At 60.3% G+C, this 17,059-nt stretch carries 15 protein-coding genes; 6 read left to right on the forward strand and 9 right to left on the reverse strand.

From position 1 onward, the window contains the following. Positions 1-469: 469 nt before the first annotated feature. Genes metH through IEV88_RS08135 form a run of 3 tightly spaced genes read right to left on the reverse strand, consistent with a single transcriptional unit; the run spans position 470 to position 5,000 of the window. On the reverse strand, positions 470-3,109 hold the full coding sequence (gene metH, locus IEV88_RS08125; RefSeq protein WP_188158923.1) for a methionine synthase: 2,640 nt from the start codon (positions 3,107-3,109) through the stop codon (positions 470-472). Between the two features lie 3 nt (positions 3,110-3,112). Then, a complete protein-coding gene (metF, locus tag IEV88_RS08130) occupies positions 3,113-3,985 on the reverse strand; it encodes a methylenetetrahydrofolate reductase [NAD(P)H] (protein WP_188158922.1) in 873 nt (290 codons plus the stop codon). Next, positions 3,978-5,000, reverse strand: a complete 1,023-nt coding sequence (locus IEV88_RS08135) for an ArsR/SmtB family transcription factor (protein ID WP_188158921.1) — start codon at positions 4,998-5,000, stop codon at positions 3,978-3,980. The genes metF and IEV88_RS08135 overlap by 8 nt, the downstream gene beginning before the upstream one ends. Before the next feature lie 299 nt (positions 5,001-5,299). On the opposite strand from IEV88_RS08135, the gene IEV88_RS08140 reads away from it, so the two are divergent. Beyond that, the gene (locus IEV88_RS08140) at positions 5,300-5,689 is read left to right on the forward strand and encodes an EF-hand domain-containing protein (protein ID WP_188158920.1); all 390 of its coding nucleotides are present in this window, start codon (positions 5,300-5,302) and stop codon (positions 5,687-5,689) included. A 201-nt stretch (positions 5,690-5,890) separates the two neighbouring features. On the opposite strand, the gene ettA is transcribed toward IEV88_RS08140, so the two are convergent. Next, positions 5,891-7,576, reverse strand: a complete 1,686-nt coding sequence (gene ettA, locus IEV88_RS08145) for an energy-dependent translational throttle protein EttA (RefSeq protein ID WP_188158919.1) — start codon at positions 7,574-7,576, stop codon at positions 5,891-5,893. Between the two features lie 90 nt (positions 7,577-7,666). Next, entirely contained in the window at positions 7,667-8,359 is a 693-nt protein-coding gene (locus tag IEV88_RS08150; RefSeq protein WP_188158918.1) for an endonuclease NucS domain-containing protein, read from the reverse strand. 1,424 nt (positions 8,360-9,783) lie between these two features. Here IEV88_RS08150 and IEV88_RS08155 point away from each other — a divergent pair. Next, entirely contained in the window at positions 9,784-10,314 is a 531-nt protein-coding gene (locus IEV88_RS08155; RefSeq protein ID WP_188158917.1) for a PH domain-containing protein, read from the forward strand. A gap of 3 nt (positions 10,315-10,317) precedes the next feature. Here the strand turns inward: IEV88_RS08155 and msrC are convergent, their stop codons facing one another. From msrC to gabT, 3 genes are all read right to left on the reverse strand, one after another. Further along, on the reverse strand, positions 10,318-10,779 hold the full coding sequence (gene msrC, locus IEV88_RS08160) for a free L-methionine (R)-S-oxide reductase MsrC (RefSeq protein WP_188158916.1): 462 nt from the start codon (positions 10,777-10,779) through the stop codon (positions 10,318-10,320). Between the two features lie 149 nt (positions 10,780-10,928). Beyond that, complete coding sequence (locus IEV88_RS08165) at positions 10,929-11,579, reverse strand: fumarylacetoacetate hydrolase family protein (protein ID WP_206711235.1); 651 nt, start codon at positions 11,577-11,579, stop codon at positions 10,929-10,931. Beyond that, the gene (gene gabT / locus IEV88_RS08170; RefSeq protein WP_188158915.1) at positions 11,576-12,907 is read right to left on the reverse strand and encodes a 4-aminobutyrate--2-oxoglutarate transaminase; all 1,332 of its coding nucleotides are present in this window, start codon (positions 12,905-12,907) and stop codon (positions 11,576-11,578) included. The genes IEV88_RS08165 and gabT overlap by 4 nt, the downstream gene beginning before the upstream one ends. A 207-nt stretch (positions 12,908-13,114) precedes the next feature. Here gabT and IEV88_RS08175 point away from each other — a divergent pair, with 207 nt between their 5' ends. Further along, entirely contained in the window at positions 13,115-13,948 is an 834-nt protein-coding gene (locus IEV88_RS08175) for an aldo/keto reductase (RefSeq protein WP_188158914.1), read from the forward strand. Positions 13,949-14,035: 87 nt separating this feature from the next. After that, a complete protein-coding gene (locus IEV88_RS08180) occupies positions 14,036-14,977 on the forward strand; it encodes an isopenicillin N synthase family dioxygenase (RefSeq protein ID WP_188158913.1) in 942 nt (313 codons plus the stop codon). 8 nt (positions 14,978-14,985) lie between these two features. Here the strand turns inward: IEV88_RS08180 and IEV88_RS08185 are convergent, their stop codons facing one another. After that, complete coding sequence (locus tag IEV88_RS08185; protein ID WP_188158912.1) at positions 14,986-15,627, reverse strand: lysozyme; 642 nt, start codon at positions 15,625-15,627, stop codon at positions 14,986-14,988. A gap of 441 nt (positions 15,628-16,068) precedes the next feature. Here IEV88_RS08185 and IEV88_RS08190 point away from each other — a divergent pair, with 441 nt between their 5' ends. Further along, positions 16,069-16,911: an AAA family ATPase gene (locus tag IEV88_RS08190; protein WP_188158911.1), complete on the forward strand. Its 843-nt coding sequence runs from the start codon at positions 16,069-16,071 to the stop codon at positions 16,909-16,911. 17 nt (positions 16,912-16,928) lie between these two features. Continuing rightward, positions 16,929-17,054, forward strand: a complete 126-nt coding sequence (locus IEV88_RS15320; RefSeq protein ID WP_268235731.1) for a hypothetical protein — start codon at positions 16,929-16,931, stop codon at positions 17,052-17,054. The last annotated feature ends 5 nt before the right edge of the window (positions 17,055-17,059 follow it).

Genomic DNA, 17,059 nt, shown 5'->3' on the forward strand with positions numbered 1-17,059 from the left:
GCGAAACCACCGGCAGCGAGCCAGAAAAACTTTTTCAGGCAAGCCGGATCGTGGTTTTCCGTGTGCCGCAGGCAATGGGAGTCAGCCCGCGACAGATCATGCTTTTGAAAAACTTCGCCAAATGCGAGTTTTCCACAGTTTTGTGAAATTTTTTCGCTGCCTGATTCCAAGGGCTTACCGACGGGAAGCGCAAGGGATGCGCAGGGGTCGGGCAAGGGCCTATTCTCAAGGCCATTTTTTTCTGCTCAGTATGAGACGCAATTGTTGCGTCTCTTTTGTCTAGCCACCAGCAGAGGGTAATGGGGATATGACGGAGATCAGCTGCCTTGTGGGAGGGGCACTTTTCGGTGCGGTCGTAATGATGGCCGCCATCTTTTTGACCGGCGGTTTGTAAGCCGCCGGCACACAGCCAGAGGCCGGGCTCAAGCGGGGGAGCCGGCCTCCATTCTGTCTCAAATGACCACTGGCATCAGGGTTCGTAACCGAGGATCGGGGCGAGCCATCTCTCGATTTCCGCAACCGGCGTGCCCTTGCGCCTGGCGTAGTCTTCGACCTGGTCGCGGGCAATCTTGCCGACGCCGAAATAGACCGACTGGGGATGGCTGAAATACATGCCCGAGACGGACGCCCCCGGCATCATCGCAAAACTCTCCGTCAGCTCCATTCCGGCATTGTCTTCCGCCTTCAGCAGGCGAAACAACACTTCCTTCTCGGTGTGATCGGGCTGGGCCGGATAGCCCGGTGCCGGACGGATGCCCTGATATTTCTCCTCGATCAGCGCCTGCGTGTCGAGGCCTTCATCGGGCGCGTAACCCCATAATTCGCGGCGCACGCGCGCATGCAGCGCCTCGGCGAACGCCTCCGCCAGCCGGTCGGCAAGCGCCGATGCCATGATCGAGGAATAATTGTCGCCCGCCTTGGCGAATTTCTGTGACACCTCGTCTTCATTATGGCCGGCCGTAACGGCGAAGGCGCCGAGATAATCGACCTTGCCGCTGTCCTTCGGCGCGACGAAATCGGACAGGCAATAATTCGGCTGGCCGGAACGCTTTTCCATCTGCTGACGCAGCCCGTGAAACACTCCTATCTGGTTCTCGCAGCTTTCATCCTCATAGAGATGAATATCGTCACCAACCGACTGCGCCGGCCAGAAGCCGATCACGCCATGGGCCGTGAACCATTTCTCCTCGATGATCCTTTTCAGCATCTTCTGCGCTTCGGCGAACAGGTCGCGGGCCGCCTCGCCTACCGTGTCATCCTCCAGGATCGCCGGATAGCGGCCATGCAGATCCCATGACGCGAAGAATGGCGACCAGTCGATATAATCGGCAAGGTCCCTCAGGTCATAGTCGCGAAACGCCCTCGCTCCGGTGAAGGACGGCTTGGGCGGCTCATAGCCTGACCACTCGATCTCGACGCGGTTCTCCCGCGCCTTGTCGATGGGCACGCGTTTATCCGTCTGCTGACGCTTGCTGTAGCTGACGCGCACCTTGTCATAATCATCGCGAATGCCGGTAAGGTAATCGGGCTTGCGCTCGTTCGACAGCAGCGTCGACACGACGCCGACCGCGCGGCTGGCATCGGTGACATAGATCACGCCATGCTCGTAATTGGGCTCGATCTTGACCGCCGTATGTGCCTTGGAGGTCGTCGCCCCGCCGATCAGCAGCGGGATATCCAGCCCCGTCCGCTTCATCTCTTTGGCCACATTGACCATCTCGTCCAGCGAGGGCGTGATCAGGCCCGACAGGCCGATGATGTCGACATTGTGCTTTTTCGCCTCATCGAGGATCCTGTCAGCCGGCACCATGACGCCGAGGTCGATGACCTCATAATTGTTACACTGAAGAACCACGCCGACGATGTTCTTGCCGATATCGTGGACATCGCCCTTGACCGTCGCCATCAGCACCTTGCCCTTGGCCTCGCCCTGGGCCAGCCCCTGCTCTTTCTTCTCTTTTTCCATATAGGGTTCGAGATAGGCGACGGCCTGCTTCATCACCCGGGCCGACTTGACCACCTGCGGCAGGAACATCTTGCCCGCGCCGAACAGGTCGCCGACGATATTCATGCCGTCCATCAGCGGCCCCTCGATGACATAGAGCGGCCGGTCCAGCTTCTGGCGGGCTTCTTCGGTATCCTCGATGATGTACTGGGTGATGCCTTTCACCAGCGCATGCTGGATGCGCTTCTCGACCGGCTGGTCGCGCCAGGCCAGATCCTCCTCGCGCTTCCTGCCGCCATCGCCCTTGTAGCGGTCGGCCCGCTCCAGCAGCGCGTCGGTCGCGCCCTTGCGGCGGTTGAGGATCACATCCTCGACCAGTTCGCGCAGTTCGGCCTCGATATCGTCATAGATCGCAAGCTGGCCGGCATTGACGATGCCCATGTCCATGCCCGCCTGAATGGCGTGATAGAGAAAGACCGAGTGCATCGCCTCGCGCACCGCCTCATTGCCGCGAAACGAGAACGAGATATTCGACACGCCGCCCGAGACGCGGGCATGGGGCAGATTTTCCTTGATCCGCCGCGTCGCATTGATGAAGTCGACAGCGTAATTGTCATGCTCCTCGATGCCCGTCGCCACCGCAAAGATGTTCGGATCGAAGATGATGTCTTCCGGCGGGAAGCCGTTCTTGACCAGCAGCTTGTAGGAGCGCTCGCAGATCTCGAACTTCCGGTCTTCGGTATCGGCCTGGCCCTTTTCATCGAAGGCCATGATTACCGCCGCTGCACCATAGCGCATGATCTTGCGGGCGTGGGCCAGGAACTCCTCCTCGCCTTCCTTCAGCGAGATGGAGTTGACGATCGCCTTGCCCTGGACGTTCTTGAGCCCTTCCTCGATCACCTCCCATTTCGACGAGTCGATCATGATCGGTACGCGGCAGATATCCGGTTCCGACGCGATCAGGCGCAGGAAGGTGCGCATCGCGTCGACACCGTCCAGCATCCCCTCGTCCATGTTGACATCTATGATCTGGGCGCCGCTCTCGACCTGCTGGCGGGCGACATCGAGGGCGGTCTCATAATCGCCGTCCTTGATCAGCTTGCGAAAGCGGGCGGAGCCGGTGACGTTGGTGCGTTCACCGATATTGACGAAGGTCGGTTGCATGATTCAGTCCTGACTGGTGTCGGAATTGGCGCGTACACCGAGCATATGGCACAGCGCATAGGCCATCTTGGCGCGGTTCAGCGTATAGAAGTGGAAATGGTCGATGCCCTGCTCGGCAAGGTCGAGACATTGTTCGGCGGCCAGCGTCGCGGCGACCAGCTCGCGGGTTTCCGGGTCGTCGTCGAGATTCTCGAACATTCGCCCGATGCGCCCGGGAATGGTCGCGCCGCACAGGCCGGCCATGCGCGTCAGCGCGCCGAAATTGTTCACCGGCATGATACCCGGCACGATCGGGATGGTGATCCCCGCCTTGCGCACCATGTCGACATAGCGGAAAAAGCAGTCATTATCGAAGAAGAACTGGGTGATCGCGCGCGTCGCGCCGGCATCGACCTTCTGTTTCAACAGCTCGATATCGAGCGCGAAGTCCGGGCTTTCAGGGTGCTTTTCCGGATAGCAGCCGACGGAAACCTCGAAGCCATGGCGGTCGGTCGCGGCCTTGGCCAGGTCAGCCGCATTGAAATAGCCGCCTTGCGTCGCCTCGAATGTCTCGCCGACCCCGCCGGGCGGATCGCCGCGCAGGGCAACGATATGACGCACACCCGCATTCCAGTAGTCGTCGAGCACCTGGTTGATCTCGTCCTTCGTCGCATTGACCGTGGTCAGATGCGCCGCGACCGGCACTTTCGTCTCCTCGACGATGCGCGACACCGTCTGGTGGGTGCGGTCGCGGGTCGACCCGCCGGCACCATAGGTGACGGACACGAAGTCCGGCCCCAGCGGCACCAGCTGCTCGATAGCGCCCCACAATTGCTCGCTCATCTTTTCCGTTTTCGGCGGAAAGAATTCAAAGCTGATCTTCAGCCTGTCAGACATGGATACTCTCTTTCAGATATTGGGCTTGCGCACCGGACTCGCGCGGTGCTTTCAACAACCATAACTTGACGCTCAGCCTGTCCTGCTCGTCCGCGCCCGGCGTCAATGTCTCGCTGCCACCGACCGTGAGACCGCAGGCCTTGGCCCAGCCTCTCGCATCGGCATCGGAAAAACCGAGACGGCGATGGGCGTATTCTTCACGCAGATGCTCCAGCTCATGCGGGGCGAAATCGACGATCATCATCCGCCCGCCCGGCCGCAGCAATTTGCGCGCCGCCTTCACCGCTGCGGCGGGGTCCGGCAGGAAGTGCAGGACGTGATGAATACAGACGAAATCGGCACTGCCCTCGTGCTCGGCGCCATCCTGATCAGCGAGATCGAAGATATCGCCCTGACGCACCTGGGCATTCTCGACCCCGGCATCGCTCAACAGCGTCCGGGCAACGGCCAGCATCTCCCGCGACACATCATAGCCGATCGCCCTCTCATACAGGTCGCGGAAGACGATCAGCATACGGCCGGTACCGGTGCCCAGATCGATGAACTTCCCGACCGGCGCATCGCCGGCCAGTTCGCGCATCTTCTGTTCGATGTCGGATTCCGGCGTATGCAGCCGGCGCAGCTTTTCCCAGCTTTCGGCATTGCGCTGGAAGAAATCGGCGGCCACCGCCGCGCGTGCCGCCATCACCGCCGACAGGCGCGTTGCATCCTCGGCCAGCGCCTCGTCCTGCGCCCGGTGCAGGCCGGGCAAGACGTCCTCGAGCCCTTCGAGCAGCACCGAGGCCGGGTTCAGGCGATAGAACACCCACGCCCCTTCGCGATGGCCTTCGACCAGCCCGGCATCGGCGAGGATATTGACATGGCGCGACACCCGCGGCTGGCTCTGCTGCAGGATCTGGGTCAGTTCGGAGACGGTCAGTTCGCCCCGCGACAGCAGCAGGACGATTCGCAGCCGGGTTTCCTCCCCCAGGGCGCGAATTTCCGTCAGAAAGCTGTCGAGTGGTGGCTGCGGCATACCGGTTCCGTGGGAGGCTCCTTGAGTCAGAAGACATATAAAGAAATCTTTATATGGTCAAGCCGCTTCCCCGATTTGCCCGGCACACCGGGACCGGTCCGTCCCGTCAACGCGTATAATGCGACACATTCCGGCCAGCAGATGGCGAAAACAGGCGCGGAAGTTGCAATGCCATAGTTCAGTCACATATACGGTGTGAATAGAGCGAGAGCGGGGAGCTTTCCGCATGAATAGGAACACGCGGTCGGGCAGTGGTGTTTGATAACGACACGGTGTCTGGAGATGATATGAAACCGAATATGACAACGACTCTGACGACAGCACGGACTGCCCTTCTCGGCGGCCTGATTGCCCCTGTCTCGCTTGTACTTGTGGCTGCAACCCTGCTGATAGCGCCGGCCATGGCGCAGACATCCGTTACCCGCGCGATCGATCCCAATATCTACGACCCCAATGGCCTGTTCGAGTTGATCGACAGCAATAATGACGGCCAGCTGAGCCTGAGCGAATACAGCGATTATGTCGATCGCTATGCAACCCTTGGCGACGTCACCTCGATCAATATCCGCAACAATGACGGCTATGAAGGCGTCTTCCGCCACTATGACAGCAATCGCGACGGCTATCTCAGCCGCGAAGAGCTGGGCCGGGCGAGCCGCATTAACCTCGATTCGACCCTGGCGACATAGGATTTGGCGCCAATACTTGCACAGCAAAAAGCCCGGGAATTTCCCGGGCTTTTTCTTTGTTTGATGCCCCGCCCTTCATGGCCGTCCTCACCCTGAGGAGCCGCCCCAGGCGGCGTCTCGAAGGGCGGCGCCGCAGGGAGGCAATTTGAGTATCTGGCACTCCTCATCCTGAGGTGTCCGGCAAAGCCGGACCTCGAAGGATTAGCGGCTCATCTTGCGATACTGGATGCGTTTGGGAATATCCGCATCCGGGCCGAGGCGGCGTTTCTTGTCCTCGATATAGTCCTCGAAATTGCCCTCGAACCATTCGACATGGCTGTCGCCCTCGAAGGCGAGGATATGCGTCGCGATCCGGTCGAGGAACCAGCGGTCGTGGGAGATGATCACCGCACAGCCGGGATAATCGTCCAGCGCCGCTTCCAGCTCGCGCAGCGTGTCGACGTCGAGATCGTTGGTCGGCTCGTCAAGCAGCAGCAGGTTCGAACCCTCGCGCAGCATCTTGGCGAGCTGCACCCGGTTTCGTTCACCCCCCGAAAGGTCGCCCACCTTCTTCTGCTGGTCGGCGCCCTTGAAGTTGAACCACGAGACATAGGCCCGCGACGGCACTTCGCGCTGGGCGCCTGATTCCTTCGCGCCGAGCGTCAGGATATCGAGTCCGGAGGAGATTTCCTCCCACACATTCTTCTTCGGGTCGAGATTCTCACGGCTCTGGTCGACATAGCCGATCTTCACCGTCTCGCCGATGCGCAGGGTCCCCTCATCCGGCCCTTCGACACCGGTCAGCATCTTGAACAGGGTCGTCTTGCCGGCGCCGTTGGGGCCGATCACGCCAACGATCCCGCCCGGCGGCAGGCGGAACGACAGGCCATCGATCAGCAGCTTGTCGCCGAAGCCCTTTTTGAGGTTCTCGGCCTCGACCACGACACCGCCAAGGCGCGGGCCCGGCGGGATCTGGATCTGTGCCTGGCCGACCTGGCTCTTGGTCGATTTCTGCACCAGCTCGTCAAACGCGTTGATGCGCGCTTTCGACTTGGCCTGGCGCGCCTTGGGCGAGGCATTGATCCATTCCAGTTCCTGCGACATGGAGCGCTGGCGCGATTTCTCCTCGCGCTGCTCCTGCTCCAGCCGCTTGGCGCGGGCCTGCAGCCAGCTCGAATAATTGCCTTCATGCGGAATGCCCTTGGCCCGGTCGAGCTCGAGGATCCAGCCGGTCACCTGGTCGAGGAAATAGCGGTCGTGGGTGACGATCACCACGGCGCCATGATAATTGTGCAGATAGTTCTGCAGCCACGCGACGCTCTCCGCATCGAGGTGGTTGGTCGGCTCGTCGAGCAGCATCAGGTCCGGCTGCGACAGCAGCAGCTTTGCCAGCGCGACGCGGCGCGCCTCCCCGCCCGACAGGTCCGTCACCGGCCAGTCGCCCGGCGGGCAGCGCAGCGCTTCCATCGCCATGTTGACCTTGGCGTCGATGTCCCAGGCGTCGAGCGCGTCGATCTCCTCTTGCATGGCCGACATCTGCTCCATCAACTCGTCGGAATAATCCTCGGCGAGCTTCATGGCGATCTCGTTATAGGCCTCGACCTTGGCCTTGATCGGCGCGACGCCCTCGGCCGCGTTCTCGAACACGGTCTTGGTCTCGTCCAGCTTCGGCTCCTGCGGCAGATAGCCGACCTTGGCCCCGGCGGCAGGTGCCGCCTCGCCATTGAACTCGGTTTCGACCCCGGCCATGATCTTCAGCAGCGTCGATTTACCCGCGCCATTGACCCCGACCACGCCGATCTTGGCGTCGGGGAAGAACTGCAGGTGCACATTGTCGAGGATCTTCTTGGAGCCATAGCTCTTGGAGAGCCCGTGCATGTGGTAGATATACTGGTATTTCTTCGACATGGGTGTCGCGTCCGGTCCTGAAAAAGCGTGAATATGATCAGGCTGTTTAGCGGCTGAGCGCAGCCGGGGCAATGGGGAAAGGTGATGCTGTTAGAATGCATCGACCTGATTTAACGTAAAGCTGACTGAGTATTCGAACAGCGAGACATTTGGCATCACCCGAATAGCATATTGCAGTTTTTCATCGATCGTCTTCGCAACGATAACACCACTAACTTCTTTGTCTTTTCCGATGTTCGCCGTGAGCCAGCCCATATATCTGGCTATCTGCCCTATCGCATGATCAGGTGATTTCGCTCGCTTCAATTCGAAAACAACAAAGTTACCATCTTCATCAATAGCCAGAATATCTATAAGCCCAACACCTGTTCTATATTCCTTTCCATCTCGACCGTCCGAGTCCCGAAACAGACTTAGCTTCTTACCGCCCACGTCTATCCCGTTCAAATTGGCAATAATAAAATCTCTAAGTTGATGCTCCATCGCAAAGCTGATGTCATTTTCTTCGCTCCCCACCTCGACATCAACTTCAGATTCCTGCTCATCCGAATGGTCGATCTCGTTCACTAGATGTGCAGCCTCACGAGGAAACAGCATAAATTGATCTTCTGTTTCCGCAGTGAGCCATCCATTTTTTATCAGCACACCCCTTAGTTGATGAGAAGTGTGATCAGGATTAAAGTTTCCTGAAAACTGATCAGGATTTTCCCGCGCCCACCTCTTTAAGGGAAAGATTTTCAATGCACCGTCGATTGGCAACGCCACAATGTGTCTTTGAACCATATCTGTTACTCCTCCAGTACCCCAGCCAAGGCTGTTCAGGCACTTTATGCCTTAGCGGCACGGCGTCCAATCCTGATCCCGCATAACACGAGAACCGGCCTCCCCTCTTGTCATCCCGGCCAAGCGCAGCGCGAGCCGGGACCCATTTTCCAGAGGCCTTTCCATCTGGAGAGATCGTTATGGCATGGCGAACCTTCCTCTCATCAATGCCCCGTCTCTGGCATATAGGTCCCGGGTTCTCGCTGGCGCGAGCCCCGGGATGACAAGAAGAGAGATCCGGCACAACACTTATCCCCGTCCCGCCGCAAGCGCGTATAACCCTCCCCAAGCCAGGTGAGGACCCGGCGGAGGCGCCGACCGCAAAGTGTGACCTGCACGGAGCATCGGCGTATCAGGTTTCTGCCGGCAGTTGAGGGTGTGTACAGCTTTGCACCGTCCGGCAGAACGGCGTCCCGGGGTAGCCCCCGGGCGGGAGAGCTATGCACTTTGGCCCCGCATCGATCGCCGCCGTGTGTAGCGAGAGCTATGCCACTATTTATTATTTTACTTGAGGCAATGGCCGCTGCACACGGGCTCCCTCATTCTTTCATACGCTCGCACCCTCAAAAGTGGCGGCGATATCTGTGCTTGCCCTGCGTGGGCCGCTGAGCGGCCACTTCAGGGTGAGGCGGAAAAAGCCTCATCCTCAGGTACTCCGAAGGAGCCACGAAGGACGAGGCGAGATTTGAAAACAGAAGAGTCTCGCCATGTGTCTTGCCGGTGTTTCGCTGTCAGGGCCCCGGCCCCTTACACATAGGGGGCCGCGCCGCGAAGCGGATGCCGCCTTGACCAACCTCCCGGCCGCGAAACAACGGCACGCGCTCGCCCCGCTCTCGCACCTAAAAAAAAGCCCCGGCTGTCGCAAGCCGGGGCAAGGGGTCACGGAGGGGGCACCATGCCGCAGGGCAGACGGCATGGTGCCTGGAGCGGGTCAGATGCCATTGGTGAGCATGGTGCCCACCGTCCTGACATCCGGCCCCAGTCCATCGGCCGGGCTCCCTGCCGCAGGACCAGAAGCGCGGTTCATTGCAGGGAAGGAACTTGGGTCGGGTTCCTTGACCGGTCGTCTTTGGGTCGAGGTGGATGCTCTCTCCCGCATCTCATACTTGCATACACCTTGCGAGCACCCCTATCAAGGGAACAAAACAGGACTCATCAACATTGTGATTACCATTTTATTTAATAACCGGCTTCCTATACTTGATTGCCGTATATTATGTTATAACAGAAATTCGAGACCTTTATGAAAATGTTATGTTATAAGGACTTTGCCCACGATACCCGGCGCTGGCCAGCCTGTCGCACCCCGGCAAAATACCCTTTCCCCACGCTGGTGATTGCCGCTAGACTGCTTATATGAGGGTAGAACCGGTGGGGACAGGGTAATGAGCTATGTATCGAAGACGCTGGCGGATGATGAGGAAATCATCACCCGTGCGAATTTCAACTGGACCTATTCCTTCTGGAACACGTTTTTCTTTCTGCTCGGCCTGGCACCGCTCGTGGTCTTCATCGTCGGCCAGATCGTCACCGGCAAGACCTTTTCAGACCTTCTGACCGGCTATATCGTCGCCCTGATCGCGGCTTTTTTCGGCTCTCTCATCATGCTCCTGCACATGGTCGAGCTGTGGACGACGGAAATCGTCGTGACCACTTACCGGTTCGTCTACAAGACCGGCCTGGTCTCGCGCAACACCAAGGAAGTCAGCCTCAACAAGATCGAGGAGATCCAGCTGCGCCAATCTATCTTCGGCCGGCTGTTCGGCTATGGCTCGCTGATCCTGCGCGGCACCGGCGTCGGCGTCATCGAACTGCCGGCGATCGACAACCCGATCGACCTGCGCCGCACGATCGAGTCGGCCAAATCAAACCTGCGCCGCTATTCGCGCGACGAGCTGTCCGGCGACGCGGACTGAGATCTAGAAAATCTCGTCGACCAGTTCTTCCAGTGCCTCGCGGTCCACATCGTCGAACTGCGCCGGCAGGTCTGAATCGATGTCGAGCACGGCGATGACTCGGTCATCGCGCAGAACCGGCACGACGATCTCGCTGACCGACCGGGAATCGCAGGCGATATGGCCGGGGAAGTCGTGCACATTGTCGACGACCTGGGTCTCCCGCGTCGAGGCCGCTACCCCGCACACGCCCTTGTCGAAGGGGATACGCAGGCAGCCAAGCGTGCCCTGATACGGGCCCACGACGAGCTCTTTGTCCTTGTGCTGATCGGTGATGTAGAAGCCGGTCCAGATGCGGTTGTCGAAGGCCTGGTGCAACAGGCAGGAGATCGTCGCCATGCGGGCGATGTCATCGGTCTCGTCCTCCAGCACGGAGAGGATCTCCTTCGACACCCGGGCATAGATTTCCTGTTTGGTCTCGCTCATTCCGGCTCCTCCTCTGGTGCTGTTATCCTCTCCCCAAGATGCTCAGCTATGATCGATCACACCATGTCATGCAGCGAACTTCCAGCCCGTCAGATGCAAATATTCCGCTTGAGAAAATCCTCCCGCCGGTGCAGCCACGAATACCGCAATCAGACGAGCGTGAAGCTGACGGGCTCCAGCACGTCTATGCTGACCGTCACACGATCGCCGCGCGCGATGGCGCCGACACCGGACGGTGTGCCGGTATAGATCAGGTCACCGGCTTGCAACTCGAAATAGGCTGACAAATTGTCGATGATCTCCGTCACCGGCCAGATCATCTGCGACAGGCGCCCATCCTGCCGCCGCTCGCCATTCACGCTCAGGCGGATCGCCGCTTCGCGCAGATCGCCGCACGCCTCGAGGGGCGTGATCGGCCCGATGACCGCGCCATTGTCCAGCGCCTTGGCCGTATCCCACGGTGCACCGGTCTTTTTCGCCGCCGCCTGCAAATCGCGCCGGGTCAGATCGCAACCGGCGGCATAGCCATAGACCGCACCGCCCTGCCCCAGCGCGACGACCAGTTCGGCCTCGTAATGGAGGTCTTGCGTCGCCAGCGGAAAGGGAATGTCGCCGCCGGAACAGACCGCATCGGCAGGCTTGGTGAAGAATACCGGTGGCGTGCCCTTCGCATCGCCCATCTCGGCCTGATGGTCGGCGTAATTCTTCCCGACACAGAATATCCGGCGCACCGGGAACAGCCCGCCGCCGGTTACCGGCACGGCTGGCTGCCTCATCGGCGGGAAGACAAAACCGCTCACCCGGCCCGTTGCCCCTCGAGAACCTCGCGTACGGATTTCTCGAAGATGTCGAGGCCCTCGTCGATCAGCTCATCGGACGCGACCAGCGGCACATGGGTACGGATCACCTGCGCCTTCTTGCCGGCGGTCAGGAAGATCAGGCCATTGTCGCGGCACTTGCCCTGGATCGCCGCCGCCATCTCGGCATTCGGCTGGTTCGGGTCGCCATCGACGACGCATTCGACCGCCGCCATGGCGCCGACCCGGCGCACATCGCCGAACAGGCCCTTGGCGATACCGGCCTGCATGGCCTTCCAGCGCGCTTCCAGCCTCGCACCGATCTGCTCGGCCCGGGCAATCAGCCCCTCCTCCTCGATCACGTCGAGAACGGCGAGCGCTGCGGCGCAGGCGACCGGGTTGCCGCCATAGGTCGAGCCCATGCCACCCGGCTCGATCTTGTCGAACAGCTCCTGCTTGCCGATCACGGCAGACAGCGGCAGGCCGCCGGCGATGGATTTGGCGCAGACGAGGAAGTCCGGCTCGACACCGGAATTCTCGATCGCAAACATCTTGCCGGTCCGGGCAAAACCGGTCTGGACCTCATCCGCGATGAACAGGATGCCGGTCTCGTCGCACAGCTGCCTGAGACCCTGCAGGAACTCGTTCGGCGCGGCCACGAAGCCACCCTCGCCCTGCACCGGCTCGATGATGATCGCGGCGACATCCTCGGCGCGGATCGAGGTCTGCAGGATGTGCTTCAGGCAATTGAGCGCGCCCTGGCTCGACAGGCCCTTGTACGGGTCCGGATAGGGCGCATGGAAGACATCGCCCGGCAGCGGCCCGAAGCCGACCTTGTAGGGCACGGCCTTGCCGGTCAGCGCGGTCGCCAGCAGCGTGCGGCCATGGAACGATCCCTCGAAGGAGATCAGCCCGGTGCGGCCGGTGATCCGCCGGGCGAACTTGCACACATGCTCGGTCGCCTCGCTGCCGGTGTTCATGAACATCGTCTTGTAGGGTGTCGACCGGCCATTGGCGACCAGCTTGTTCAGCCGCTCGGCCAGCTCGATATAGCTCTCGTACTGGGCAACGCCGAAACAGGTGTGGACGACCTTGTCGAGCTGGGTCTTGATCGCTTCCTGCACCTTCGGGTGACGGTGGCCGACATTGAGCACGCCGATACCGGCGATGAAATCGATATAGCGGTTGCCCTCGACATCCCAGATCTCGGCGCCCTGCGCACGCTCGGCATAGATGCCGGACTTCGACGGCAGGCCGCGTGGACAGGCCTCATCGCGCCTGGCAACAAGCACGTCGTTGGACTGGAATTCGTTCTGGCCATGATTGCTCATGCATGTCTCCCGGAAGTTTTGGAGTTTCGGACAGTTTCACGAGGATTAGACCCCGCCGATGGGAAGGACAAGCCCGGCTCGACAGACAAGCACCAGGACGAGCCGGGACGCGACCTGTGGCACGCCAGGCAGGAACATATCCCCGCCGCCCCGTGTTGCGGTACAACATCAGCCAACAGCAATCAGCAACACCGACAGGAGCTCACCATGGAATATTTCAAATCCGGCGACCTCACCATTCCGCGCCTCGGCTTCGGCACCTGGCAGCTCAAGGACGATGACGCCGTGGAAGCCGTGAAGATCGCCCTCGATACCGGCTATCGCCATGTCGACACCGCCGCCATCTATGAAAACGAGGAAGCTGTCGGCAAGGGCCTGAAGGACGGCGGCGTTGCCCGCGACGAGATTTTCCTGACGACCAAGATCTGGAACGAGGACATCGAGAAACAGCGCATCGCCGATGCCGCCGATGAGAGCCTGTCGCGCCTCGGCACCGATTATGTCGACCTTTTGCTCCTGCACTGGCCGATGACAGACCGCCCCGTATCCGAGCAGGTGCTGGAACTGGCCGAGGTGAAGAAGGCCGGCAAGGCCAGGGCCATCGGCATCTCCAACTACAATGTCAGCCAGTTGACCGAAGCGATCAGCGCCTGCCCGGAGCTGGCCTGCCTGCAGGCCGAGTACCACCCCGAGCTGGACCAGGACCCGGTCCTCAACGTGATTCGCAATTCCAACATGCTGTTTACCGCCTATTCCCCTCTCGGGCGTGGCGACAGCCTCGACAAGCAGGTGGTGAAGGACATCGCAGAGGCCCATGGCAGGGCGCCGGGCCAGGTCCTGCTGCGCTGGCTGATGCAGCAGCCCAATGTCGCCGCGATCCCCAAGGCGACAAGCCGGGAGCATATCGAGCAGAATTTCGACATCTTCGATTTCGACCTCAGCGACGACGAGATGAAGAAAATCTTTTCCCTCGTGGAGCCGGACGGGCGTATCATCGACCCGGACTGGGCGCCGCAATGGGATACCGGCGTCGCCGCGTAGGACGCCAGACGATCAGACGGACACAATCCCCCCCCGGGCGCGCCCCGGGGCTGGTCAATCTGCATGGCGTGGGATAGGAAAAACGCCATGCAGACATTCACCGAAGTACCCGAGCTCTCCTTGAGCGATTTCACCGATGGCGATGCCGCCGCGCGCGCCGATTTCATTGCGGCCCTCTATGAGGGCTTCCGCTATTTCGGCTTCATCATCCTGCGCGACCACGGCATTTCCAAAGACCTGCTCGACCGCGCCTATATCGCCAGCGCCGACTTCTTCACCCGGCCGATGGACGAGAAAATGCGCTACGATTCCGGCCTCGGCGGCCAGCGCGGCTATACGAAGACCGGTCGCGAACAGGCCGTTGGCGGCAAGGTGCCGGACCTGAAGGAATTCTGGCATATCGGCCAGGAGCCGGCAGAAGGCAGCGACATGCGCGGCGTCTATCAGCCCAACCTCTGGCCCGATCATCCCGCAGATTTCAAGGAAACCTTCCTGACCCTCTACAAGGCGCTGGAGGAAGCCGGCCAGGTGATGCTCGAGGCACTCGCGCCCTCCCTTGAGGTGGACACGGAATATTTCCGTGCCATGACATTCGAGGGCAACTCGATCCTCCGCCTGCTGCATTATCCGCCAGTGCCGGAGGATGCCGACCCCGATGCCGTGCGCGCCGCGGCCCATGAAGACATCAATTTGATCACCATTCTGGTGGCGGCTTCCTCGTCAGGTCTCGAACTGCTCGACCGCAATGGCGAATGGCTGCCGGTGGAAGGCTCGAAGAATGCGCTGATCGTCGATGCCGGCGACATGCTCGCCCGCATCACCAACAACCACATTCCGGCGACCACGCATCGCGTCGTCAATCCGGACGGGCCGAATGTCTCGCGCTACTCCATGCCGTTCTTTCTGCATCCGCGCCCGGAAGCACAGCTCTCCTGCCTGCCGCAATTTCGCAACGGCAGCGAGATGCCGGACATCACGGCAGACGACTTCCTCCAGCAGCGGCTGGAGGCAATCGGCCTGAAGAAATAGCGAAAGTGCTAGGTGCGCAGCGTCTTGTCGAGCTGCGGCTGGCCGAGGAAGATGCGGCGTTCGCCCTGGCGACGCTTGACGAGGCTGCGCAGTTCACGTTTTTCCTCGCCGATCTGCGCCTTGGTATAGAGCAGCAGCGCATCGGCGGCCTTTTCCATCTCGCCATTGTTGATATGGCGAAGGATGGATGACCGGGAGAAGGTGCCCTCGCCGCAATTATAGACGAAGGAGACCAGCGCCGAGAACTGATTTTCTGTCAGCGGCACCTTTACCAGGCGGCGGACAGCGTCCTCGAAATCACGCAAATCCTCGCGCAACAGGGTCAGGGCATCTTCCGGGGTGATCTTCATGTCGGGCTTCGCCGTGCGGCCATGACCATAGCCGATATACCAGGCGCCACCGAATTGGTATGGCTCCAGCTCAAGGCCCTCATTGGTCATGATCAGCTCGATCGCCGCTTCATTGACCTCGAGCACGCTGACATCCCGCGGGATGAGCGCGGGGTCAGGCTTGACCGCAGGGGTCGGAACATCGGCGAGCGCAATCGGGCTCATCTGGTTCTTGTGATACGGTACGCCATTGGCGAACGACACGGCAACAGCACAAACAAGGCCTGCGGCCGCCAGTGTCGAGAAAGTCCTGGTTTTCATTGCTCTGCCCAAGATGGTTTCTGTTCGAAGTGCGGATATACGCCCCTTTTCTACCATGTAAAGTTCCGCGATAAGATATTACGAAGTATTAAAGGGACGCCCCATGAGCATATTTTTTGCCGGAACGACTGTTATATATCTGATTTTAAATGATATTTTTCTCCCGCTAAAGACCATTTCCCCCGGAGTTCCACTGACCGGCAAACACTGTTCTTGGCCGTACGGGCGTGAAAACAGGACCGATGTGAATGCGTGATTCTCCGCCGTTACTGTTTCTGTCCGGCACGAACCAATCAGTGAGAAAATCGCCTTTGGCGTCGCCACGAGCCGACCATCCCGGTACTGAGCGACACCCCGCTGCAGACCACTGCAAGCATACCTTGTCCTGAAGGTCAGCCCTGCTATCTTTCCCGCTGAACAGATTTTTAAAACGGATGACGCATGAAATTCGAAGGCACCAGGGACTATATCGCAACGGACGACCTCAAGGTCGCAGTCAATGCCGCCGTCACCCTGCAACGGCCACTGCTGATCAAGGGAGAGCCCGGCACCGGCAAGACCGTGCTGGCGCAGGAGATGGCCGGTGCGATGGACGCGCCGCTGATCGAATGGCACATCAAGTCGACCACCAAGGCGCGCCAGGGCCTATATGAATATGACGCCGTCGCGCGCCTGCGCGATTCACAGCTCGGCGATGAACGCGCCACCGATGTCGCCAATTACATCAGGCGCGGCAAGTTGTGGGAGGCGTTTACGTCGGAAAAGCGCCCGATCCTGCTGATCGACGAGATCGACAAGGCCGACATCGAATTCCCCAACGACCTGCTGCAGGAACTCGACCGCATGGAGTTCTTCGTCTACGAGACCGGCGAAACCGTCCGTGCACGCCAGCGACCGATCATTGTCATCACCTCCAACAATGAAAAGGAACTGCCGGATGCCTTCCTGCGCCGGTGCTTCTTCCACTATATCAAGTTCCCCGATGCCGGGACCATGAACGAGATCGTCGAGGTCCATTTCCCCGGTATCAAGAAATCGCTGGTGTCCGAGGCGCTGAAGGTCTTCTACGCCCTGCGCGAAACCCCGGGCCTGAAGAAGAAACCGTCCACGTCGGAATTGCTCGACTGGCTGAAACTGCTGATGTCTGACGATATCGACGAGAGCGTGCTGCGCGAGCGCGACCCGCGCAAGGCGATCCCGCCGCTGCATGGTGCCCTCCTGAAGAACGAGCAGGACGTTCACCTGTTCGAGCGGCTCGCCTTCCTCGCCCGCCGTGAAAGCTAGGCGCTGGGCGATGCAGGATGAACGCGACCGCACCCGGCATCGGCCTGCGCCGGGGCGAGATCGGCGAATATGGCGCAAATGCCGCCCACGGACCGTTCGTTCATGTCGATACGCGCGGCGTACCGGCCCGCTGGGGCCGGTAGCCATG

Origin of the sequence: Aquisalinus flavus (assembly GCF_014640095.1) — a bacterium.
Classification (GTDB): domain Bacteria; phylum Pseudomonadota; class Alphaproteobacteria; order Caulobacterales; family Parvularculaceae; genus Aquisalinus; species Aquisalinus flavus.